The 17,048-nt window shown below is 44.2% G+C and carries 20 protein-coding genes, 1 tRNA gene and 1 riboswitch; of the genes, 5 read left to right on the top strand and 16 right to left on the bottom strand.

Going from position 1 to position 17,048, the window contains the following annotated elements:
• Positions 1–10: 10 nt before the first annotated feature.
• Positions 11–1,126: an RtcB family protein gene (locus AC4PHB_RS09245; protein WP_492136148.1), complete on the bottom strand. Its 1,116-nt coding sequence runs from the start codon at positions 1,124–1,126 to the stop codon at positions 11–13.
• 171 nt (positions 1,127–1,297) lie between these two features.
• Here AC4PHB_RS09245 and AC4PHB_RS09250 point away from each other — a divergent pair, with 171 nt between their 5' ends.
• Positions 1,298–1,876, top strand: coding sequence for a GerMN domain-containing protein (locus AC4PHB_RS09250; protein WP_492136149.1), 579 nt, complete (start codon positions 1,298–1,300; stop codon positions 1,874–1,876).
• Between the two features lie 56 nt (positions 1,877–1,932).
• Here AC4PHB_RS09250 and AC4PHB_RS09255 read toward each other — a convergent pair whose 3' ends face one another.
• The 12 genes from AC4PHB_RS09255 to AC4PHB_RS09310 all read right to left on the bottom strand — a co-directional run bounded on the left by AC4PHB_RS09255 (position 1,933) and on the right by AC4PHB_RS09310 (position 11,808).
• The gene (locus AC4PHB_RS09255) at positions 1,933–3,108 is read right to left on the bottom strand and encodes a cation:proton antiporter (RefSeq protein ID WP_492136150.1); all 1,176 of its coding nucleotides are present in this window, start codon (positions 3,106–3,108) and stop codon (positions 1,933–1,935) included.
• Between the two features lie 45 nt (positions 3,109–3,153).
• Positions 3,154–3,212, bottom strand: a riboswitch (Fluoride riboswitch).
• Positions 3,213–3,251: 39 nt separating this feature from the next.
• Positions 3,252–4,106 (bottom strand): homoserine kinase, encoded by an 855-nt coding sequence (gene thrB / locus AC4PHB_RS09260; protein WP_492136151.1) that lies wholly within the window; start codon positions 4,104–4,106, stop codon positions 3,252–3,254.
• Complete coding sequence (gene thrC / locus AC4PHB_RS09265; protein ID WP_492136152.1) at positions 4,099–5,580, bottom strand: threonine synthase; 1,482 nt, start codon at positions 5,578–5,580, stop codon at positions 4,099–4,101. The genes thrB and thrC overlap by 8 nt, the downstream gene beginning before the upstream one ends.
• A 3-nt stretch (positions 5,581–5,583) precedes the next feature.
• Positions 5,584–6,795, bottom strand: coding sequence for a homoserine dehydrogenase (locus AC4PHB_RS09270; protein WP_492136153.1), 1,212 nt, complete (start codon positions 6,793–6,795; stop codon positions 5,584–5,586).
• A 2-nt stretch (positions 6,796–6,797) separates the two neighbouring features.
• Positions 6,798–7,781: an aspartate-semialdehyde dehydrogenase gene (locus AC4PHB_RS09275; protein ID WP_492136154.1), complete on the bottom strand. Its 984-nt coding sequence runs from the start codon at positions 7,779–7,781 to the stop codon at positions 6,798–6,800.
• 21 nt (positions 7,782–7,802) lie between these two features.
• Positions 7,803–9,110, bottom strand: coding sequence for an aspartate kinase (locus AC4PHB_RS09280; protein WP_492136155.1), 1,308 nt, complete (start codon positions 9,108–9,110; stop codon positions 7,803–7,805).
• 291 nt (positions 9,111–9,401) lie between these two features.
• Positions 9,402–9,911, bottom strand: coding sequence for a type 1 glutamine amidotransferase domain-containing protein (locus AC4PHB_RS09285; protein ID WP_492136156.1), 510 nt, complete (start codon positions 9,909–9,911; stop codon positions 9,402–9,404).
• Between the two features lie 61 nt (positions 9,912–9,972).
• Positions 9,973–10,629, bottom strand: coding sequence for a CPBP family intramembrane glutamic endopeptidase (locus tag AC4PHB_RS09290; protein WP_492136157.1), 657 nt, complete (start codon positions 10,627–10,629; stop codon positions 9,973–9,975).
• Positions 10,629–10,814 carry a DUF6440 family protein gene (locus AC4PHB_RS09295; protein WP_492136158.1) on the bottom strand — a complete coding sequence of 62 codons (186 nt, stop codon included), beginning with the start codon at positions 10,812–10,814 and terminating at the stop codon, positions 10,629–10,631. The genes AC4PHB_RS09290 and AC4PHB_RS09295 overlap by 1 nt, the downstream gene beginning before the upstream one ends.
• Before the next feature lie 41 nt (positions 10,815–10,855).
• Positions 10,856–11,113 carry a hypothetical protein gene (locus AC4PHB_RS09300; protein WP_492136159.1) on the bottom strand — a complete coding sequence of 86 codons (258 nt, stop codon included), beginning with the start codon at positions 11,111–11,113 and terminating at the stop codon, positions 10,856–10,858.
• 5 nt (positions 11,114–11,118) lie between these two features.
• Positions 11,119–11,613, bottom strand: a complete 495-nt coding sequence (locus AC4PHB_RS09305; RefSeq protein WP_492136160.1) for a helix-turn-helix domain-containing protein — start codon at positions 11,611–11,613, stop codon at positions 11,119–11,121.
• Between the two features lie 18 nt (positions 11,614–11,631).
• On the bottom strand, positions 11,632–11,808 hold the full coding sequence (locus AC4PHB_RS09310) for a hypothetical protein (protein ID WP_492136161.1): 177 nt from the start codon (positions 11,806–11,808) through the stop codon (positions 11,632–11,634).
• A 212-nt stretch (positions 11,809–12,020) separates the two neighbouring features.
• On the opposite strand from AC4PHB_RS09310, the gene AC4PHB_RS09315 reads away from it, so the two are divergent.
• From AC4PHB_RS09315 to AC4PHB_RS09330, 4 genes are all read left to right on the top strand, one after another.
• Positions 12,021–12,108 (top strand) — tRNA-Leu (locus AC4PHB_RS09315).
• A gap of 111 nt (positions 12,109–12,219) precedes the next feature.
• Positions 12,220–13,050: a histidine racemase CntK family protein gene (locus AC4PHB_RS09320; RefSeq protein WP_492136162.1), complete on the top strand. Its 831-nt coding sequence runs from the start codon at positions 12,220–12,222 to the stop codon at positions 13,048–13,050.
• A gap of 12 nt (positions 13,051–13,062) precedes the next feature.
• Positions 13,063–13,857 carry a threonine/serine exporter family protein gene (locus AC4PHB_RS09325; RefSeq protein WP_492136163.1) on the top strand — a complete coding sequence of 265 codons (795 nt, stop codon included), beginning with the start codon at positions 13,063–13,065 and terminating at the stop codon, positions 13,855–13,857.
• The gene (locus AC4PHB_RS09330) at positions 13,848–14,282 is read left to right on the top strand and encodes a threonine/serine exporter family protein (RefSeq protein WP_492136164.1); all 435 of its coding nucleotides are present in this window, start codon (positions 13,848–13,850) and stop codon (positions 14,280–14,282) included. Before AC4PHB_RS09325 ends, AC4PHB_RS09330 begins: the two co-directional genes overlap by 10 nt.
• On the opposite strand, the gene AC4PHB_RS09335 is transcribed toward AC4PHB_RS09330, so the two are convergent.
• From AC4PHB_RS09335 to AC4PHB_RS09345, 3 genes are read right to left on the bottom strand one after another with little or no spacing between them, the layout of a single operon-like run.
• A complete protein-coding gene (locus tag AC4PHB_RS09335; protein ID WP_492136165.1) occupies positions 14,268–14,999 on the bottom strand; it encodes an ABC transporter permease in 732 nt (243 codons plus the stop codon). The genes AC4PHB_RS09330 and AC4PHB_RS09335 overlap by 15 nt on opposite strands.
• The gene (locus tag AC4PHB_RS09340) at positions 14,996–15,916 is read right to left on the bottom strand and encodes an ABC transporter ATP-binding protein (protein ID WP_492136166.1); all 921 of its coding nucleotides are present in this window, start codon (positions 15,914–15,916) and stop codon (positions 14,996–14,998) included. Before AC4PHB_RS09340 ends, AC4PHB_RS09335 begins: the two co-directional genes overlap by 4 nt.
• The gene (locus AC4PHB_RS09345) at positions 15,909–17,042 is read right to left on the bottom strand and encodes an ABC transporter permease (protein ID WP_492136167.1); all 1,134 of its coding nucleotides are present in this window, start codon (positions 17,040–17,042) and stop codon (positions 15,909–15,911) included. The genes AC4PHB_RS09340 and AC4PHB_RS09345 overlap by 8 nt, the downstream gene beginning before the upstream one ends.
• Between the last annotated feature and the right edge of the window lie 6 nt (positions 17,043–17,048).

The raw sequence follows: 17,048 nt of genomic DNA on the forward strand, positions 1-17,048 counted from the left end.
GCCTTCCCTCCTACGCTTTGAAATTATATATAGGTATTATTCTGTCAACAACTCTGACCGTTTCATTTATCCTATCGAGTATCTCCTCCATGGGTTTATATGCAAAGGGGCTCTCATCAATGGTACCTTCATGTACTGATGTAGAATATATCCCCTTCATTGCCTCTCTGAACCTGTCCATTGCTCCAGCATCTCTAGCCATCCTTCTGCTCATAAGCCTCCCGGCACCATGAGGTGCTGAAAAATTCCATCTTGAGTTTCCAAGGCCAACTGCCAGTATTGATCCATCCCTCATATTTATCGGTATGAGCAGCTCCTCACCCTCATAGGCTGAAACTGCTCCCTTTCTAATGATATTGTCCCTGAAGTCAACGTAATTGTGGACTGTGTGAAAATGTTTAAAGTCCACAAGGTCAGCATTATAGAACTCCTTTACGATGAGTTCTCCCATAGCTTCTCTGTTTATCCTTGCATAGTCCTGAGCGAGCCTCATATCATCCAGGTAGTCATCCCTGTACTTTCCCTTTAATCCGCAAAGCTGTTTTGGGTAGTTTTTCCCGCAAACCTCCACAGCAAGCCTTTGGTAGATCTCAGCAATCTGCTTTCCGAGGTTTCTGCTTCCGGAGTGGATCACCAGATAATGATCCCCAAAGCTGTCCATTCCGACTTCAATGAAATGATTACCTCCGCCCAGGGTGCCGATACTCCGCTGGATCCTGTCGATACTTTTTAGCTCCCCGAAACACCTTAGACCTGTCAGCTCGCCCATTATTTTTACTGGATCTCTGTGAGTTTTCGTCCCTGAGGGGATACTTTTTCGGATAAACCTATCAAGTTCAGCAAGGTCTGGACACTTATCTCCAAGCTTTATCGTCAGCATTCCGCAGCCAATATCCACCCCGACGAGGTTTGGAACTACAACATCCCCCAGCTGTGCCGTAAGTCCAATAACACAGCCTATTCCCTGGTGTACGTCTGGCATTATCCTTACCATCTTACCCTTTGTATAGTCCTGATCCAGAAACTCCTTTATTTGCCGAAGTGCTCCCTCCTCCAAATTATCGGTGAAAACCTCAGCCTCTCCATACATGCCTTTTATCATCATAAAATCAACTCTCCTTGTCAAAGTGCTTTATACCCCCTATGCCATGACGAGTACCAAAATTTCGATTATTGATTCATTTCGCTTAGTTGAGCCGTTTTGTCATCGAATTGTAAATTGTAGTGCATCTATATTGTGGTATTATATGATTAAGGACAAAGGATTGGTCCAGTTGGATCTAAGGAGGTAAATAAGATGAAAAAATTGACTATATTGCTGTTGGCACTTGCCTTGGTACTAGGTCTTGCAGCTTGCGCACCTAAAGAGGAACCTCAGCCGCCTGTCGAGGAGCCGGTTGAAGAGCCTGCAGAGCAGCCTGTCGAGGAACCGGCAGAAGAGCCGGCCATTGAGGAAAAAACCGAGGAGGTAGTACTCTTTTTTGGCAATAATGAGTATATCATGACTGGTGACGAGCAGTACGAGTGGATGCTTACTGAGGTTCAAGAGGTAACCTATGGTGATATCTGTCTTGAGGAGGCTATAGTAAGAGCCTTGATGACAGGACCAAAGGATACTGATAATCTCAGCACCGGATTTACGGAAACCATTCAGCTGATATCAGTGGACGTTCTGGATGGAACTGCTTACGTAAACTTTGCCAGCGAAGGGCTTCATGGAGGATCTATGCAGGAGAGCTACGTTATCGGTCAGGTAGTTGAATCATTGACTCAGCTTGACTCAGTGGACAGGGTGCAATTCCTAGTTGATGGACAAGAAGCAGAGACTCTTATGGGCCATATGAGCATTGAGGGACCGATCGAGTCATATCAATAAAGGTACTTTAAGGGAGCTTACCAGAAATTGGTAAGCTCCTTTCTTGTTTTTTGCTTTCAATCTTTAATCAGAGGAGACAATAGTCTGATCCCTATAGCTCCCAGTGGTGCTGTCAATATGATCGAAAGTACTGCTATTGCAAGAATCAGCTCCCCTGAAGCGACTCCAACTGCCAGTGGAACAGCTCCAATAGCAGCCTGTACCGTTGCCTTTGGAGTGTATGCGACTGCGCAAAAAATTCGTTCCTTTTGATTCAAGTTTGTCCCGGCAAGTGATAAGAATACCCCAAGTGACCTTGCCAGCAAACCTATAAAAAGAACCATAAATGCTACTGCTCCTCCTCCAAGAGCCACATGGATATTTACCTGAGCTCCGACCAGTACGAATAGGAGTATCTCTGCAAGGATCCATATTTTATTAAACTTTACGGACAATCTTTTTGCTACGACTCCCCTTTTTAGTAGGATGATGAAACCTATGGTCATAACGCTGAGTAGCCCTGCTATTGGAATAGTATTTGCCAGCATATCCTCTGCAGCCATAATCAAAAGGGCCGCTCCAGTGATCATCAGCACTTTTTTAGTATCTCTTATATGATACCTCTCGAAAATTCCAACAAATATCGACCCTACGATAATGCCTAAACTAACACCTGTAATTATTGACACCGGTATCCTCATAAACTGAGAAAACATATTGATATCTTGTCCCCCATAAAGACCTATAAACCCTGTAAAAATAGTTATCATAACTATATCATCCAGGGATGCTCCGGCAAGTATCATGGTCGGGATCCCCTTTTTTACGCCAATTCCATTCTCTTTTAAATGAAGCATTGAAGGAACGACGACTGCAGGGGAAACCGCAGATATGATAAATCCAAGAATACCACCCTCTACTAAAGATATTCCCAGTAGTCTATTGGAAACAAGCATTATTGCGATGCCCTCTATGACCCCTGGAATAAAGCTAAGTCTCAGTGCGGGCTTTCCTACCTTTTTAAGTTCATCCCAGTCCAGCCCCAATCCTGCCCTTAACAGTATAACAATCAGAGCAATCTCCCTGAAATCCGAGGATACCCTCATAAGGTCAGGGCTCAGTAGATCCATGCCATATGGACCGATCATTATCCCCAGTAGCAGCATCCCCAGTAGTCCTGGAAGCTTCAGCTTCGTGAAGATGTAATTCGCAATTAATCCCAGAATAGTTATTATTCCCAGTCCTGTCGCCATTTTATCCTCCTTAAGTGCAAAAAAATCCCGCTAAGGGCTACTAAGCCCTTAGCAGGAGTCATCAGCTTGCGCAATCAATGGCGAACCCCATCGCCTATATTGTTTAAGTATACTGTTCCGGATCATTCATGTCAACTTTGATATTATAGTTCTACGGCTCCCTCATAATCAGGCTTGAGAGATATTACCCTCCAATTATTCGGCATAAACGAAAGCTTTTTCCCCATCTCGATTATAAAATTCTCCGGATCGCCCTTTATAATGGACATTATCGTGGATCCTGCTCCACTGATGTAGGAGCCCAATGCTCCATGTCTTTCGCAAAGCTCAGTTATCTTGTCAAAATCAGGTATCAGGCTGCCCCTGTAGGGTTGGTGTATTCGGTCCTTCAAACCAGCGTTAATAAGCTCGTCCCTGCCTGTGGCAAGGGCTGAAACCAGGAGGCTTGCTCGCCCTATATTGTACACAGCGTCCTTTAGAGGAAGCTCCCGTGGGAGAACTGCCCTGGCCTCTGCAGTTGAAAGCTGATAATCTGGGACAAGAGCGACAAATCCAAGATCATCAGAAAGCTGGAGTCTGTTGGTCACAACACCCTCCTCATCCATGACAGAAACCATAAGTCCTCCGTATATTGCAGGTGCAACATTGTCCGGATGTCCCTCCAGTTGGGTCGCAATATTAAGGATATCGTCCCTATCCAGTGGGTTACCCATGATCGAGTTAGCTCCCATAATACCGGCAGCGATGCAGGCAGCAGAGGATCCTAAACCCCTAGATGAGGGAATTTCTGCCTCTACAGTTATTTCTGCGTTGACTACTTCCTTACCCATAGTCTGAAATGTGTATTTATAAGCCCTGTGGATCATGTTCTTGTCATCCAGGCTGCAGCTATGATCCTCCTTGAATTCAAAAATGTTGTATAGGCTGAGAGCAAGACCAAGTACGTCAAAGCCAGGTCCGAGATTTGCAGTAGTCGCCGGGACTCTTATTCTAACCATTGCTCCTGCCTCCTTCCAAAAATCCCATTACGGTATCTTTCATATGTGATTTTTCACATACCTTCCTATGGAGGATTGGAAGCTTTTCAAGCTCGCTCATTCTCTCAGGAACAGGAATCCCCATAAGATCTCCAAGCTTATTCATTGCTTCGAACTCGTCCTCATGCTTATCCTCTCCAATTGAAGTCAGTACCTTTCCGGAGAACTTAAATGGACTTGCAGTCGAGGCTATCAATGTTGGGGTATCATCCCCCGCTTCCTCCTGATATTTTCCCCATACACTGTATGCTATAGCGGTATGGGGATCCATAAGGTATCCATCGCTTGACCATAGTTTTTCTATGGCTGAGGATATCTGCTGTTCTCCTGCCATACCGGGAAAAATCGGTCCAAGACTTTCCTTAGGCCACTGATAATAACCTCTCTCCTGCAGAAGCTTCATTTTATCCGCAATTTCCTCCACATTTTCCTCCGTCATATGAAACAAGTATCTCTCAAGATTGCTGGATATCAGTATATCCATAGATGGGGAAGATGTCAGGATAAGCTTTCTTCTTCTGTCATAAATACTGCTCTCAAAAAAGTCTGTAAGAACTCTATTGTCATTTGATGCACAAAGAAGCTTGTTTACAGGCAGTCCCATCCTCATTGCATAATATGCTGCCAGGATATTGCCAAAGTTGCCTGTTGGAACCGCAATATTTATCTTATCTCCAGGCTTTATCTCTCCTTGTTCAGCCAGTCTTAGATATCCGTACACATAGTAGACTATCTGAGGAAGGAGTCTTCCAATATTTATAGAATTTGCTGAAGAGAGTATAAATCCCTTCTCCTTCAACTCTTCGTTAAATACCTTGTCATTGAATAATTCCTTTACTCCATTCTGAGCATCGTCAAAATTTCCCTTCACTGCTGCCACATAGGTGTTGGAGCCTCTCTGTGTGACCATCTGAAGCCTTTGGATCTTGCTTACTCCGTTTTCAGGGAAGAAAACAACTACCTTTGTCCCAGGGACATCCTTGAAGCCCTCAAGAGCAGCCTTGCCGGTATCTCCAGAGGTAGCAGTCAAAATAACCACCTCTCTGTCCTCGCCCTGCTTTTTAAGGGCAGTCTTTAATAGATATGGCAGAATAGTAAGTGCCATGTCCTTAAAGGCAAGAGTTGGTCCTTTGAACAGCTCAAGAAAAAAAGCTCCTCCTGCTTTTCTTAAGGGAACGACGGCTTCATCCTCAAACTTATCATCGTAGGCTCCTTCTATAGCCTGAAGTATCTCTTGATCAGAGTAGTCATCTAGGTACATCTGTAATATTTTAAATGCAAGCTCTCTATAGTCTTTCCCCATCAACTCCTCAAGATGTGGCAATTTGGGGAAGGTTTCAGGGATGAACAAACCGCCGTCATCAGCTATGCCTTTAAGGATAGCCTGACTAGCCGATGCAGATATATTCTTGTTTCTTGTACTGTAATATCTCATCTGTCAGTTCAACTCCTCTATTCTAACAATGGAATAGCCGGTTGGATCCAAGCTTGCTGCCAGATCAAGAAGTCTATCAAGCTGCACCTCAGCTGTTATTGCAGCAACAGGTTCTTTTTGGCTGATTAGTTCCTTTAATGACAGCTTCCCTAGAACTTCTGCTCCAAATCCGCCTTCAAATCTTACATAATAGGAGCCCTTCAGGGACCCGTTTCTATTTTGAAGCGCTCTTGCTCGAAGAGGCGATAGCTTGCTCTGAGTATCCAGAATGCAGTCGATGACGTCACTTAGTACTGCATTGGCTGTTGGGAGCATTCCTGCACCCGCTCCTGTAAAGGTAAGCACTCCTACACTATCTCCTGAAAAGCACACAGAATTCATTGCTCCGCCAACGCCAGCAAAACTGCTTCCCACAGGTACTGCTGTAGGCTGGACTATTGCTGTAAATCCTCCATCAGCCTCCTTGGCTTCTCCTATAAGCTTTACTACATATCCCCTGTCCTTCAGTTTCTCGATATCATATGCAGACAGCCTGTCTATCCCGTCACCGATTATATCATCCTCGGAAATGGATGCACCAAGCGCAAGTGTCCCTATGATCCTAAGCTTTCTCATAGTATCTGTCCCTTCTACATCTGCAGAAGGATCAGCTTCTGCGTATCCTAGAGCTTGAGCCTCCTTCAGAACCTCTGAGTAATCAAGACCCTCATTGGTCATCTTGGAGAGTATGAAGTTACAGGTACCATTCAATATTCCCCTAATGCTTTCAACCTTGTTAAGCCTAGTGGCGTCCTTCAAAGGTTTGATGAATGGTATCCCGCCTCCTGCACTTGCTTCATACAGGAAGTGGAGCCCCTTTTCCTCAGCCATGTAGGACAGCTCCTCAAAGTATGCTGATACAACTGCCTTATTGGCAGTTACGACGTGCTTCCCATTCTGGAGGGCTTTCTTGATAAAGACGTAGCTGTCATCAAGATCTCCTGTAACCTCTATAATTATATCTATCTCCTCATCAAGAAGCACCTGGTACGGATCCGTTGTAAGGACTCCCTCCGGGACAGATACCCTTCTTTCCTTATCCAGGCTTCTGACCAAGATCTTTTTAAGCTGTAAAGGTTCTCCAAGCAGGAGCCCCAGCTCTTCGCCTCTTCTATTAAGGATGTCAGCAACCCCCTGACCTACTGTTCCATATCCAAGCATTCCAAGCTTTGCCATACCTAGATCCCCCTTTTCACTAGCAGCTCACCTATCTGAACTGCGTTGGTAGCTGCTCCTTTTCTTATATTATCAGCAACTATCCATATATTGAGCCCATGCTCAAGGCTGTAATCCCTTCTTATTCTTCCCACAAAAACCTCATCACGCCCTTCTGCATCTATCGGCATTGGATAGAGCTTTTGACCGGGGTCGTCTTTTACTATTATCCCTGGGAACTCACTTAAAATCCTTTTGACATCCTCCACCTGGAAGTCTTTCTCAAGCTCCAAATTGACAGAGACGCTGTGGGCGAATCTTACAGGAACTCTAACTGTTGTTGCCGTGACCTTCAGCTCAGGTGCATGGAGGATCTTTCTCGTTTCCTCGATCATCTTCATTTCTTCCTTGGTATATCCATTCTCGAGAAATACGTCTATGTGAGGCAGAACATTATTCTGTATAGGGAATGGGTAGAACTCCGAAAGTCCCTCATCAAGGTCCCTTAAGCCCTTGGTACCCGAGCCGGACACTGACTGGTAGGACGAATAAACTACTCTCTTGATTCCATATCTGTCCATTATTGCCTTTAGGGGCAGCATGCACTGTATTGTTGAGCAATTAGGGTTTGATATTACTCCTTTATTCGAAAATGAATCTTCTCCATTTACCTCAGGTACCACCAATGGGACCTGTTCATTCATTCGGAATACGCTGCTGTTGTCCACGACGACGACACCCTTAGTGGCAGCGATCGGTGCGTATTTCTCGCTGATCGATCCGCCTGCCGAAAAAAAGGCTATATCTATCTCCTCATCAAAGGAGTTCTCATCAAGCTCCTTCACTATTATCTCTCTGCCATCATATTCCAAAACCTCTCCTGCTGATTTCTTGGATGCCAGACAAACAAGGGTCCCGACAGGAAACCTCCTCTCCTCCATGACCTTAAGTATTGTCCTTCCAACTAGTCCTGTTGCTCCTACTACTGCCACGTTATACTTTTTCATAGCTCCTGCCTCCCTTTCTCTTTATTCAAAGGCCTTGTAAATGGCCTCTATCGCCTTTTCAAAATCGTTGTTCTCGACTCCGATGATTATATTCAGCTCGCTGGAGCCCTGTGAGATCATCCTAATATTCACTCCGCCATCTGATAGTGCGGTGAATACCTTGGCTGATATACCCTTGGTATTGATCATTCCCCTTCCCACTACCGCTATAAGAGCCATGCTGGGATAAGAAACTATATTGTCTGGGTTGCAGTATATCTGGATCTCATCCTTTACCTTCTTCAGCTTGCCGTTTAAGCCGATATCCGAGACTATAACGGATATCGAGTCTATGCTTGAAGGCATGTGTTCAATAGTAATATCGTTTGTTTCGAATACTGAGACCAGCTTCCTGAAAAATCCCTGTTCGGCAGTCATAAGGGTCTTTTCAACCGATATTACAGTGAAATCCTTTTTACCGGCGATCCCTGTGATGCTTCCCTCGTTTCTTTCAGCCCACTGATCGTGTACTATGAGAGTTCCCTCATCCTCAGGCTTGTTGGTATTCCTGATGTTTATGGGGATCCCAAGTCTTCTTACAGGAAAAATTGCTTCTTCATGTAGTACCGGTGCACCCATATATGAAAGCTCTCTAAGCTCCTTGTAGGTGACAAGCTTGATAGGTTTTGGGTCCTTTACTACCCTTGGATCTGCCATTAGAAAGCCGGATACGTCAGTCCAGTTTTCATAAAGCTCGGCATCAACTCCATCAGCTATTATAGCCCCTGTGACATCCGAGCCACCTCTTGAAAAAGTCCTGATAGAGCCGTCCTCGTTAGATCCATAGAAGCCGGGTACCACTGCTTTTTCTATACCAACGAGCTTATCTGCGATCAGTGATCTGGTCTTAATTTCATCCAGCTGCCCCATGGAATCAAACCTTATTAGCTCAGCAGCATCTACGAAAGGGATACTCAGGTAGTCTGCAAGTATAAGTCCGTTTATGTATTCTCCTCTGCTGGCGCAGTAGTCTCTTGTGGCTCCATCCCTTATCCTGGTCTTTATATCTGTTAAAATCTCACTTATGGGGATCCCTGTTTCTAGCTCTGAGCAGATCCCAGTGAATCTATCCTGTATTATGGTGTACACCTCGTCAAAATTTAAACCATGGGATGCAAGCTGGTGGCACATATACAGAAGATCCGTTACCTTATGATCCTTACCATGTCTCTTCCCGGGAGCAGAAGGCACCACTATACCTATGCTTTTGTCAGACTCCACTATGCTCTTAACTTTTTTGAATTGGGCACCGTCCGCGAGAGAGCTGCCCCCAAACTTCGCTACCTTCATGCTATAGCCTCCTCTAAAAATGTATACAAAAAACACCCGTCCAAAAAAGGACGAGTGTAATAACCCGCTTCCACCTAAATGCATGACAGAACAAACAGCTTTAACGTAGCTACCGCTTACCCCTACTGTATTTCAGGGCAGTGCTCGGAGGTGGTTTTCGATTCTGTGTATCGCAGGAGGCCTTTCAGCCGGTGAACCTCCCTCTCTTTCGACCTTGCAGGATCTACTCGTCCTCGTCTTCGCTTTTTACCATTCTATAGCGATAAAGTTGCTCTGTCAAGTGGATTTATGTTATTTTTTCTGAAGCTCCTTCACAAAGGTCTTTACGAAAGCAGGAAGGTCCAGGGGACTTCTTGAGGTTATAAGGTTCCCGCTTACTACGACCGCTTCATTGACCCACTCAGCTCCAGCATGAATAAGATCATCCTTAATAGTAGGGACCGAGGTAAGTCTCTTACCCTTAACATCGCAGCAGGATGCCATCATCCATGGACCGTGGCATATGGCTGCTATAGGTTTTCCAGCCTTGTCAAAGTCAGATACCAGCTTTCTTGTTGCCTCTGACTTTCTCATGTAGTCAGGTGAAAAGCCTCCAGGGATTATTATCCCCTCATAATCCTCAGCCTTTATATCAACTGAGCTATGGGTGCTTTTCATTTTGAACCCTGACTTACCAGAGTAATCAACATGCTTTTCAGGACCTACTAGATGAACCTCAAAATCCTCTCTCAGCCTATGATATGGGTATACAAGCTCCTGTTCATCAAACAGGTTCTCGATTAGAACAATTATTTTCTTCATACAAAAAACCTCCTTCGTTATGGTTTCCGTATATGGATACCCGAAAGAGGTTTATCGTACTCTATAATATTCCAAACATTATCAGACCTATTGTATTTATAGCCAGGTTCGCCATCATGTGCACCAGCCATGAAGATAAAATATTGCCATTTCTTTCGTTAAGCTTATTGAAGATCAAGCCTCCAACAAAAAGGCCAATCATGGAAAGAGCAAAGATCAAGGGACTGAACCATCCCTTGAGGATCGCAAGGTGATATAATGTAAATATCCCTGCACTTATGAAATATGCATTTGATCTGGTGGTTTTCCTAAGAAGTCCGAGGAAAAGAAAACCTCTGAAGAAAAACTCCTCAAGCAATGAGTTTGCAAATGAAATATAGATCGCAACAAGTATAAAATTATCCCTTACTACCCCCAGCTGCTCTCCAAGTAAAGCTCTTATCCTGTCAAGATCAAGGTAGGGAGAAAGAAGCAAATAAACTCCGAGTATTGAAAGATAAACTCCGACTCCAAGGATCACAGACGTAATGATCTCCCTCTTACCGGATACCTTGAGGAAGCTCCCTGGATTGGCTTTTATACCTCCGGCAGCGATGGGTAATACGAGAAACAAAGCAATCTTAGCAAGAGATTTAGGAAAATAACCCGGGCTGATCACACCGTCTATAAGTGCCATCAGCCCAACAGCAACAGCTGCTACAAAAAGTATTCTTTTCATCAGTAAGGGTACCTTCCAACCGGTGTTATAACTGGTTTGCCATCCTTGTCCAACAATACAGTCAGACCGCCGGCATATCCTTCGCCTACGAATAGGTAGTTGACTCCAGTCTCTCTGTCTACAATAATTTTTGTGGAGGTCATTACACCTTCCTTATGCTCTACAACAAATCTTTTATCTCCCATACAGATCCCTCCCTGAGGAGATTATATCACAATGATATTTGCTAAATCCATATCTTGACCAAGTCTCCGTCGGAGGATTCAACATCTACGAGTAACAACTCACTTACCCCGGTCTCTTCCTTATATCTCTTGACAGTAAGAAGCAGTTCTTTTAAATCCGAGGCTGTGACCTTCATAGGTGAGTGCTCATTGATTTTGGATGCAGCTGCATTAAGACTTATGGAGTTGTTCGCCAGAAACTCCGGTATCGGGATGGTAAATCCCCTTCCCTCGCTCTGTTTGATCTCTATCCTCATCATCTCACCTACTCCACAGTTATATCTACTAGATCCCCGTCAGCAGACTGGACCTCTACCAGCTTTCCTATGGCTCCCTTCTCGACCATAAGAAGCAGGCTGTCAAAATCGATACCCTTAAGGTTCTCATTCTTTCCTAGCATAGAATCAAGCATGCCGGATTCAAGTCCCATCTTTACAAGGGCCATTGGAAGATTAACATTTACCCTGTCGCCGTCAGAGCTTAGGACCTTGATCCGCATGATAAGCTTTGAGGGGTCCTTTCGCTCGGACTCAGGCACTACCTGTACCTCCTTCTCACGGTCTCCTCTCATCAGTTCGTCAAGGGAAACTCCAAAGAAATCAGCAAGCTGAGGCAATAGTCCAATATCAGGACAGGATATGTCATTCTCCCACTTGCTCACCGCCTGCGAGGAAACACCCATCTCCTCTGCCAGCTGATCCTGAGTTATCCCCTTCTTCTTTCTAAACTCACTTATTCTTTTACCTAATGACTGTACCATTTCATTGACCTCCCTTTATTAGAAATCCTTCCTCTGGATACCGTAGCTGTTTATATGCTGAGGATTTATTGTGCTCCAGTCTCTCTCCAATGCATATTCTTTTTTTATCTCAGCCCTTAGTTTTTTTTTCTTAAGGTTATTCTTAACTGCTCTCTTGCTTTCCTCTAATAATTTTCTTCCGATGGTGATCTCCACATTAAAACCTCCTCCAGCATCATCCCTCTTACAGCTTAAGGATACATCCAGAGGTGCTTTTCATGAAGGTATTGGAGGTTGTATTTCACTTAAAATTATATACTATTAGTTGATTTTTATTCAACCACAGGTTGAGTCGTTGAATTTTAGCGCTTCTCAAAAATTCCTGTTGTAAATTTTTAGTGCATTATGTATAATTAAAAATGTTCCATGCGGCAGTGGCGGAATTGGCAGACGCGCTAGATTCAGGTTCTAGTCCTGATTGCCAGGGTGGGGGTTCGAGTCCCTTTTGCCGCACCAAACAAAAGACAAGGTAATCGACCTTGTCTTTTTTATGTCCCAGTGTCCTAAGTTCATGATGATATTCCTTTACTTCTTTGCTATACTAAAGACAGGAAAGGAAGTGATATCATGAAGCTTAACTTTATTAAGACAAGCCCTGCAGGGAATACAACCGTATTCATACTAGACCAGATCCCTAGAGATCTGCACAGTCAAGTAGCACGAGCCCTTATGGATCCCGGGAGCCTGTATGCCGAACAGGTAGGCTTTATCGAGAAACCTAAGAATGATCCGGACGGAATCCGACTTCAGATGATGGGCGGTGAGTTCTGTGGTAACGCCAGCAGATCCTTCGCAGCTTATATGGTATACTCCGGATATCCTCAAATCGGATTTGAAAACGACAGCTACATAGTTCCCATACAGGTATCAGGTCTGGAGAGAGATTTGGTTTGCAGGGTATACCCTACTGAAATACCCTCAAGCTTCAAGGCTTCAGTTGAAATGCCTCTGCCTATAGGCATGCATGCTGAAGAGTTTATCATAAGCGGCGAAAATAGGGCAGCGATTCGTGTAGATTTTCCAGGGATAACACACTTCGTTGTGGATGAGGACAATCTCAGAAGCAGAACAGAATTTTTTCATCTTGTCAGGGATAAGATGTCCAATGAAAGCTTCGAGGCTTTCGGAATAATGTACCACAACTTTGAGGAGTCTTCCTCATCTCCATTGGTATATGTAAAGGATACAGACTCACTGGTCTGGGAGAGAAGCTGTGCATCAGGAACTGCAGCTCTTGGAGCCGCTTTGGCATACCTTCGTGGCTCTGATATTCAGATGGAGATCAAACAACCAGGCGGGAGCTTACTTATCAAAGTCCAGTGGAACGGCGAGGAGGTTACTTCCATAACCCTTGACGGCATGGTAGAAATAGTAGCTGAAGGAACAGTAAATCTATAGCAGGAGATAATCATGGCAGAAATCAGTATAAAAAAAGCAATATCAATAGCTCTTGAGACAGGCAGGATAATGCTGGCAAATGGAGCAGAGGTTTACAGGGTCGAGGAGACCATAGAGAGAATGATAGCTTCAAAGCACACAGCTCCAGTAAACGTCTTCGTGGTCTCTACCGGTATAATTGTTAGTACCGTTATCGAAGGCGATCCCTACACAGTAGTCGACAGAACTACTTCAATATCTCTGGATCTCGAGGTGATATCACGGGCAAATGCTTTCTCACGTCTTTTTACTGATGATAACATGACTGAGGAGCATGCAGAAATAATACTCCAGGGACTAAGAAACCACCCCAGGTTCCCCGAATGGATAAGATACCTGTTCAGCGGTGCTGCTGGAGGTTTCTTTGTTCTTCTTCTTGGTGGGACCTTTATTGAATTTTTATCAGCATACATTGCATCTGCTTTGGTTGTAATGTTCTCTGACGCTCTTTCAAGGGAGGACATGAACTTTTTTATAAAGAACATATCCGGAGGATTGCTTGCAGCAGGACTAGCTCTTGTTACCGTTTTATTTCTAAGGCTTTTTGGCGTATTTGCCTCCTACAACCATATAGTAGTCGGTCCCTTGATGACCTTGGTACCCGGAGTTGCATTGACCAATGGAATTAGGGATCTTATTTCAGGCGAGCTCATTGCAGGTAGTGTTAAAATAATGGAGGCTCTTTTTATCGCAATTGCACTTGCTTTTGGGGTCGGTGTGGTACTGCAGTTAAGTCTAGCCATTTTAGGTGATCTTTCATGGATATAATAATTCAATCATTTTATTCATTTTTATGTGTAATGGGCTTTAGTGTTATGTTCAACATACCAAGAAAGCAAATACTTATTGCCAGTCTGAACGGTGCGATCGGATGGTTCATTTATCTGCTGCTGCAATCCAGTTCAGCCAGCTTTATAGTTCCCCCCCTTGCGGGATCGATTGTAGTTGGAGTTATAGGTGAGATAGCTGCAATCAAAAACAAACAGCCTGCAACGATCTTTATTATCCCTGGGATAATACCCTTCGTTCCAGGCTATGGGATATACAATACGATGTACCATATAATAAACAACGATTTTAGTCAAGCAATAGTATCAGGCTCAGAATCGATGTTCATAGCTGTTTCCATCGCCTGTGGAGTCATAGTTGCTACATCGATAGTCAAGCTGGTAAAGGAATCACTTCCAGCTTAACCGCTCCTGAGACCATTTAAGAATCAGTTCGACAAGTATTGCAAGGAGAGTTACAGGTATCGCCCCCTGCATTATAAGTGCCATATCAAATGTGCGGACTCCGTTTACTATCAAAACTCCCAAGCCGCCTGCACCTACTGCAGCTGCCAGTGTTGCAGCACTTACATTTATAACCATTGCTGTCCTTATGCCTCCCAGTATTACACTTAAGGCCATGGGCAGCTTTACCTTTGTGTAGAGCTGCAGTTCGCTCATCCCCATACCCTTCCCTGCCTCTATAGCGTCCCTCGATACCTCGTCTATTCCAACGACGACATTGTACACTATGGGCATAAGAGCATATATTACAAGTGCCAAAAGGGCTCCGTTTAAGCCATAGCCAAACACTGGGACTGAGAGTGCAAGAAGTGCTGGCGATGGAAAAGCTTGTCCAAGCTTGACCAATTTTAAAAGAGTTTGCTTAAAATCAGATCCAAAGGTAGTTGTTGCAAAAACACCCAATGCAGTTCCAAGAACTACTGATGCCAGTCCTGAGATCCCGATCATCCAAAGATGCTGAAGGAAATAAATATAAACTGGAGTCCTGATATAAGTCGTTTCTTCTCTTCCTGCTATTGAAACAAGTATCCTCTGAAAGCTTTCGCCAAATACAAGTATCAGCAATAATAAAAAACTAATAATGGCTCCATATATTAGATTTCTGTTGTTCCCCTTCACTTAAGGTCACCCCTCATGATCCTGAGTATACCCTCCCATGAAATACTCCCACCATCGGTCGAAAGCCTCTCCTCACCGGTCGACAGCATGATCCCAACAGCCTCCTTCAGCGTAGCATCAGGTGATATGGTTTTTCCTGGAAATTCAATCATCTCCACTGCTTCGCATACTCTTCGTCTCGAAAGCAGAGTTAGCGCTCCCTCTCCCTTGAAAAAGCTTTCCACGAACTCGTTCAAAGGATTCATAACTATCTTCTCAGGGGTATCCATCTGAACTATCCTTCCCTTATCCATAAGACAGATCCTATCCCCAAGAAGAATAGCTTCGTCTACGTCATGAGTAACAAAAAGTACAGTCTTATGAAGCTTTTGCTGGATCCTCATAAATTCTCTTTGAAGTCTGAGCCTGTTGATGGGATCTACCGCACCGAAAGGCTCATCCATGAGAAGTATATCTGGGTCTGATGCAAGGGCTCTTGCCACGCCTATCCTTTGTGCCTCTCCCCCTGACAACTCTGATGGCTTTTTATTCCAATATCCATCATTGTCAAGGCCAACAAGCTGGAGCATCTCAATAGCTCTATCCTTTACTCTCTTCTCATCCCATTTCAAGAGATTAGGGACTACTGAGATATTTTTTCCTACACTCATATGCGGGAACAATCCAGTACTTTGGATCACATAGCCTATGCTTCTTCTAAGCTCAACTTGATCATAGCTGTCTATGTCCTTCCCTCTGATCTGGATGTTGCCTCTGGTTCTTTCAACCATTCTGTTGACCAGCCTGAGGGTGGTTGACTTCCCACAGCCCGAAGGCCCCAGGATCACAAGGAGTTCTCCTTTTTCCACATGGAAGGATACGTCATTAACTGCACTGAATTCATTATAGTTCTTAGTTACTCCCTCAAATCTAATCATAAACAGATCTCCTGAATATATCCTCAAGTCTCTTCAATCCACCGTCTACCAAAACAGTTATCACTACTATAGGTATTACCCCAAGAAGCACCAGATCCTGCGAGGCCTCTGCAAGTCCCAGAAAAACAAAGCTTCCTAATCCTCCGCCTCCAACAAGACCTGCCAATACTGCTCCCCCAACTGTTTGTACAAGTGCTATCCTTATTCCTGTGAATAACACTGGCATAGCCAGGGGAAGTTCAATTTTCCTCAGTATTTCTTTTTTGGTCATTCCCATTCCAATTGCTGAATCAATTATCGCCGGATCAAGCGATCCGAAGCCAGCAAGAGTATTTCTAGCTATGGGAAGCAGTGCGTACAGGGTAAGTGCTACAAAAGCTGGAGCCCATCCGATCCCGCTGACTCCAATAGCCCTAAACAGACCAAAGCTGCCAAGAGTGGATAAAGGAACAAGTAATAGTCCGAAAAGTGACAGGCTTGGTATTGTCTCTATGATGCTCAAGGGTACCATTATTCGTCCCTCCAGGCTGCTTTTTCTGTATGCCAGATATCCAAGAGGAATTGCGATAATAGCTGCAGAAAAAGTGGACCCTACTGATAATATGGCATGCGTTCTTAGGTGCCCCATAAACTGAGACCTTCTGACCAAGTACTCCTTGGTCAGAGAGTAGCCGTCAAGTTTACCGGATATAGCAATAAATATTACTAATACAATCAGTCCCGCATAGACCATAGGTATCATCCATCTCAAGATCGATCTCGGTTTCTCTATTCCAGATACCAAGAGGTAGAGAAGCATAAGCTGTGTATAAAATCCTGCCGATAGCGATATCCTTGGACTCGCACCTTCAAGTACAGATGTATCTCCAAATGAAACCATCCCAAATATTAAAGCTATTGGCACAAAAATAACTGCAATAAAGGTAAGAATCTCTCCTTCCCTGCCTTTATAAAAAGAAAGGGCCATCACGATGACCCAAGCCGCTAGCAATAAATAGACCCAAATACCCAGGAACTCGAATGCACCTTGACTTGTCCCCGATGCTATCCTGTTTAGTTTTATTTCTGCAATATTTAAAAGTAATGCTGATAATATTCCCGATAATGCAAGTATCACCCTGTTCATGATGTA

This window comes from Gudongella sp. QWL-04 (assembly GCF_058683975.1).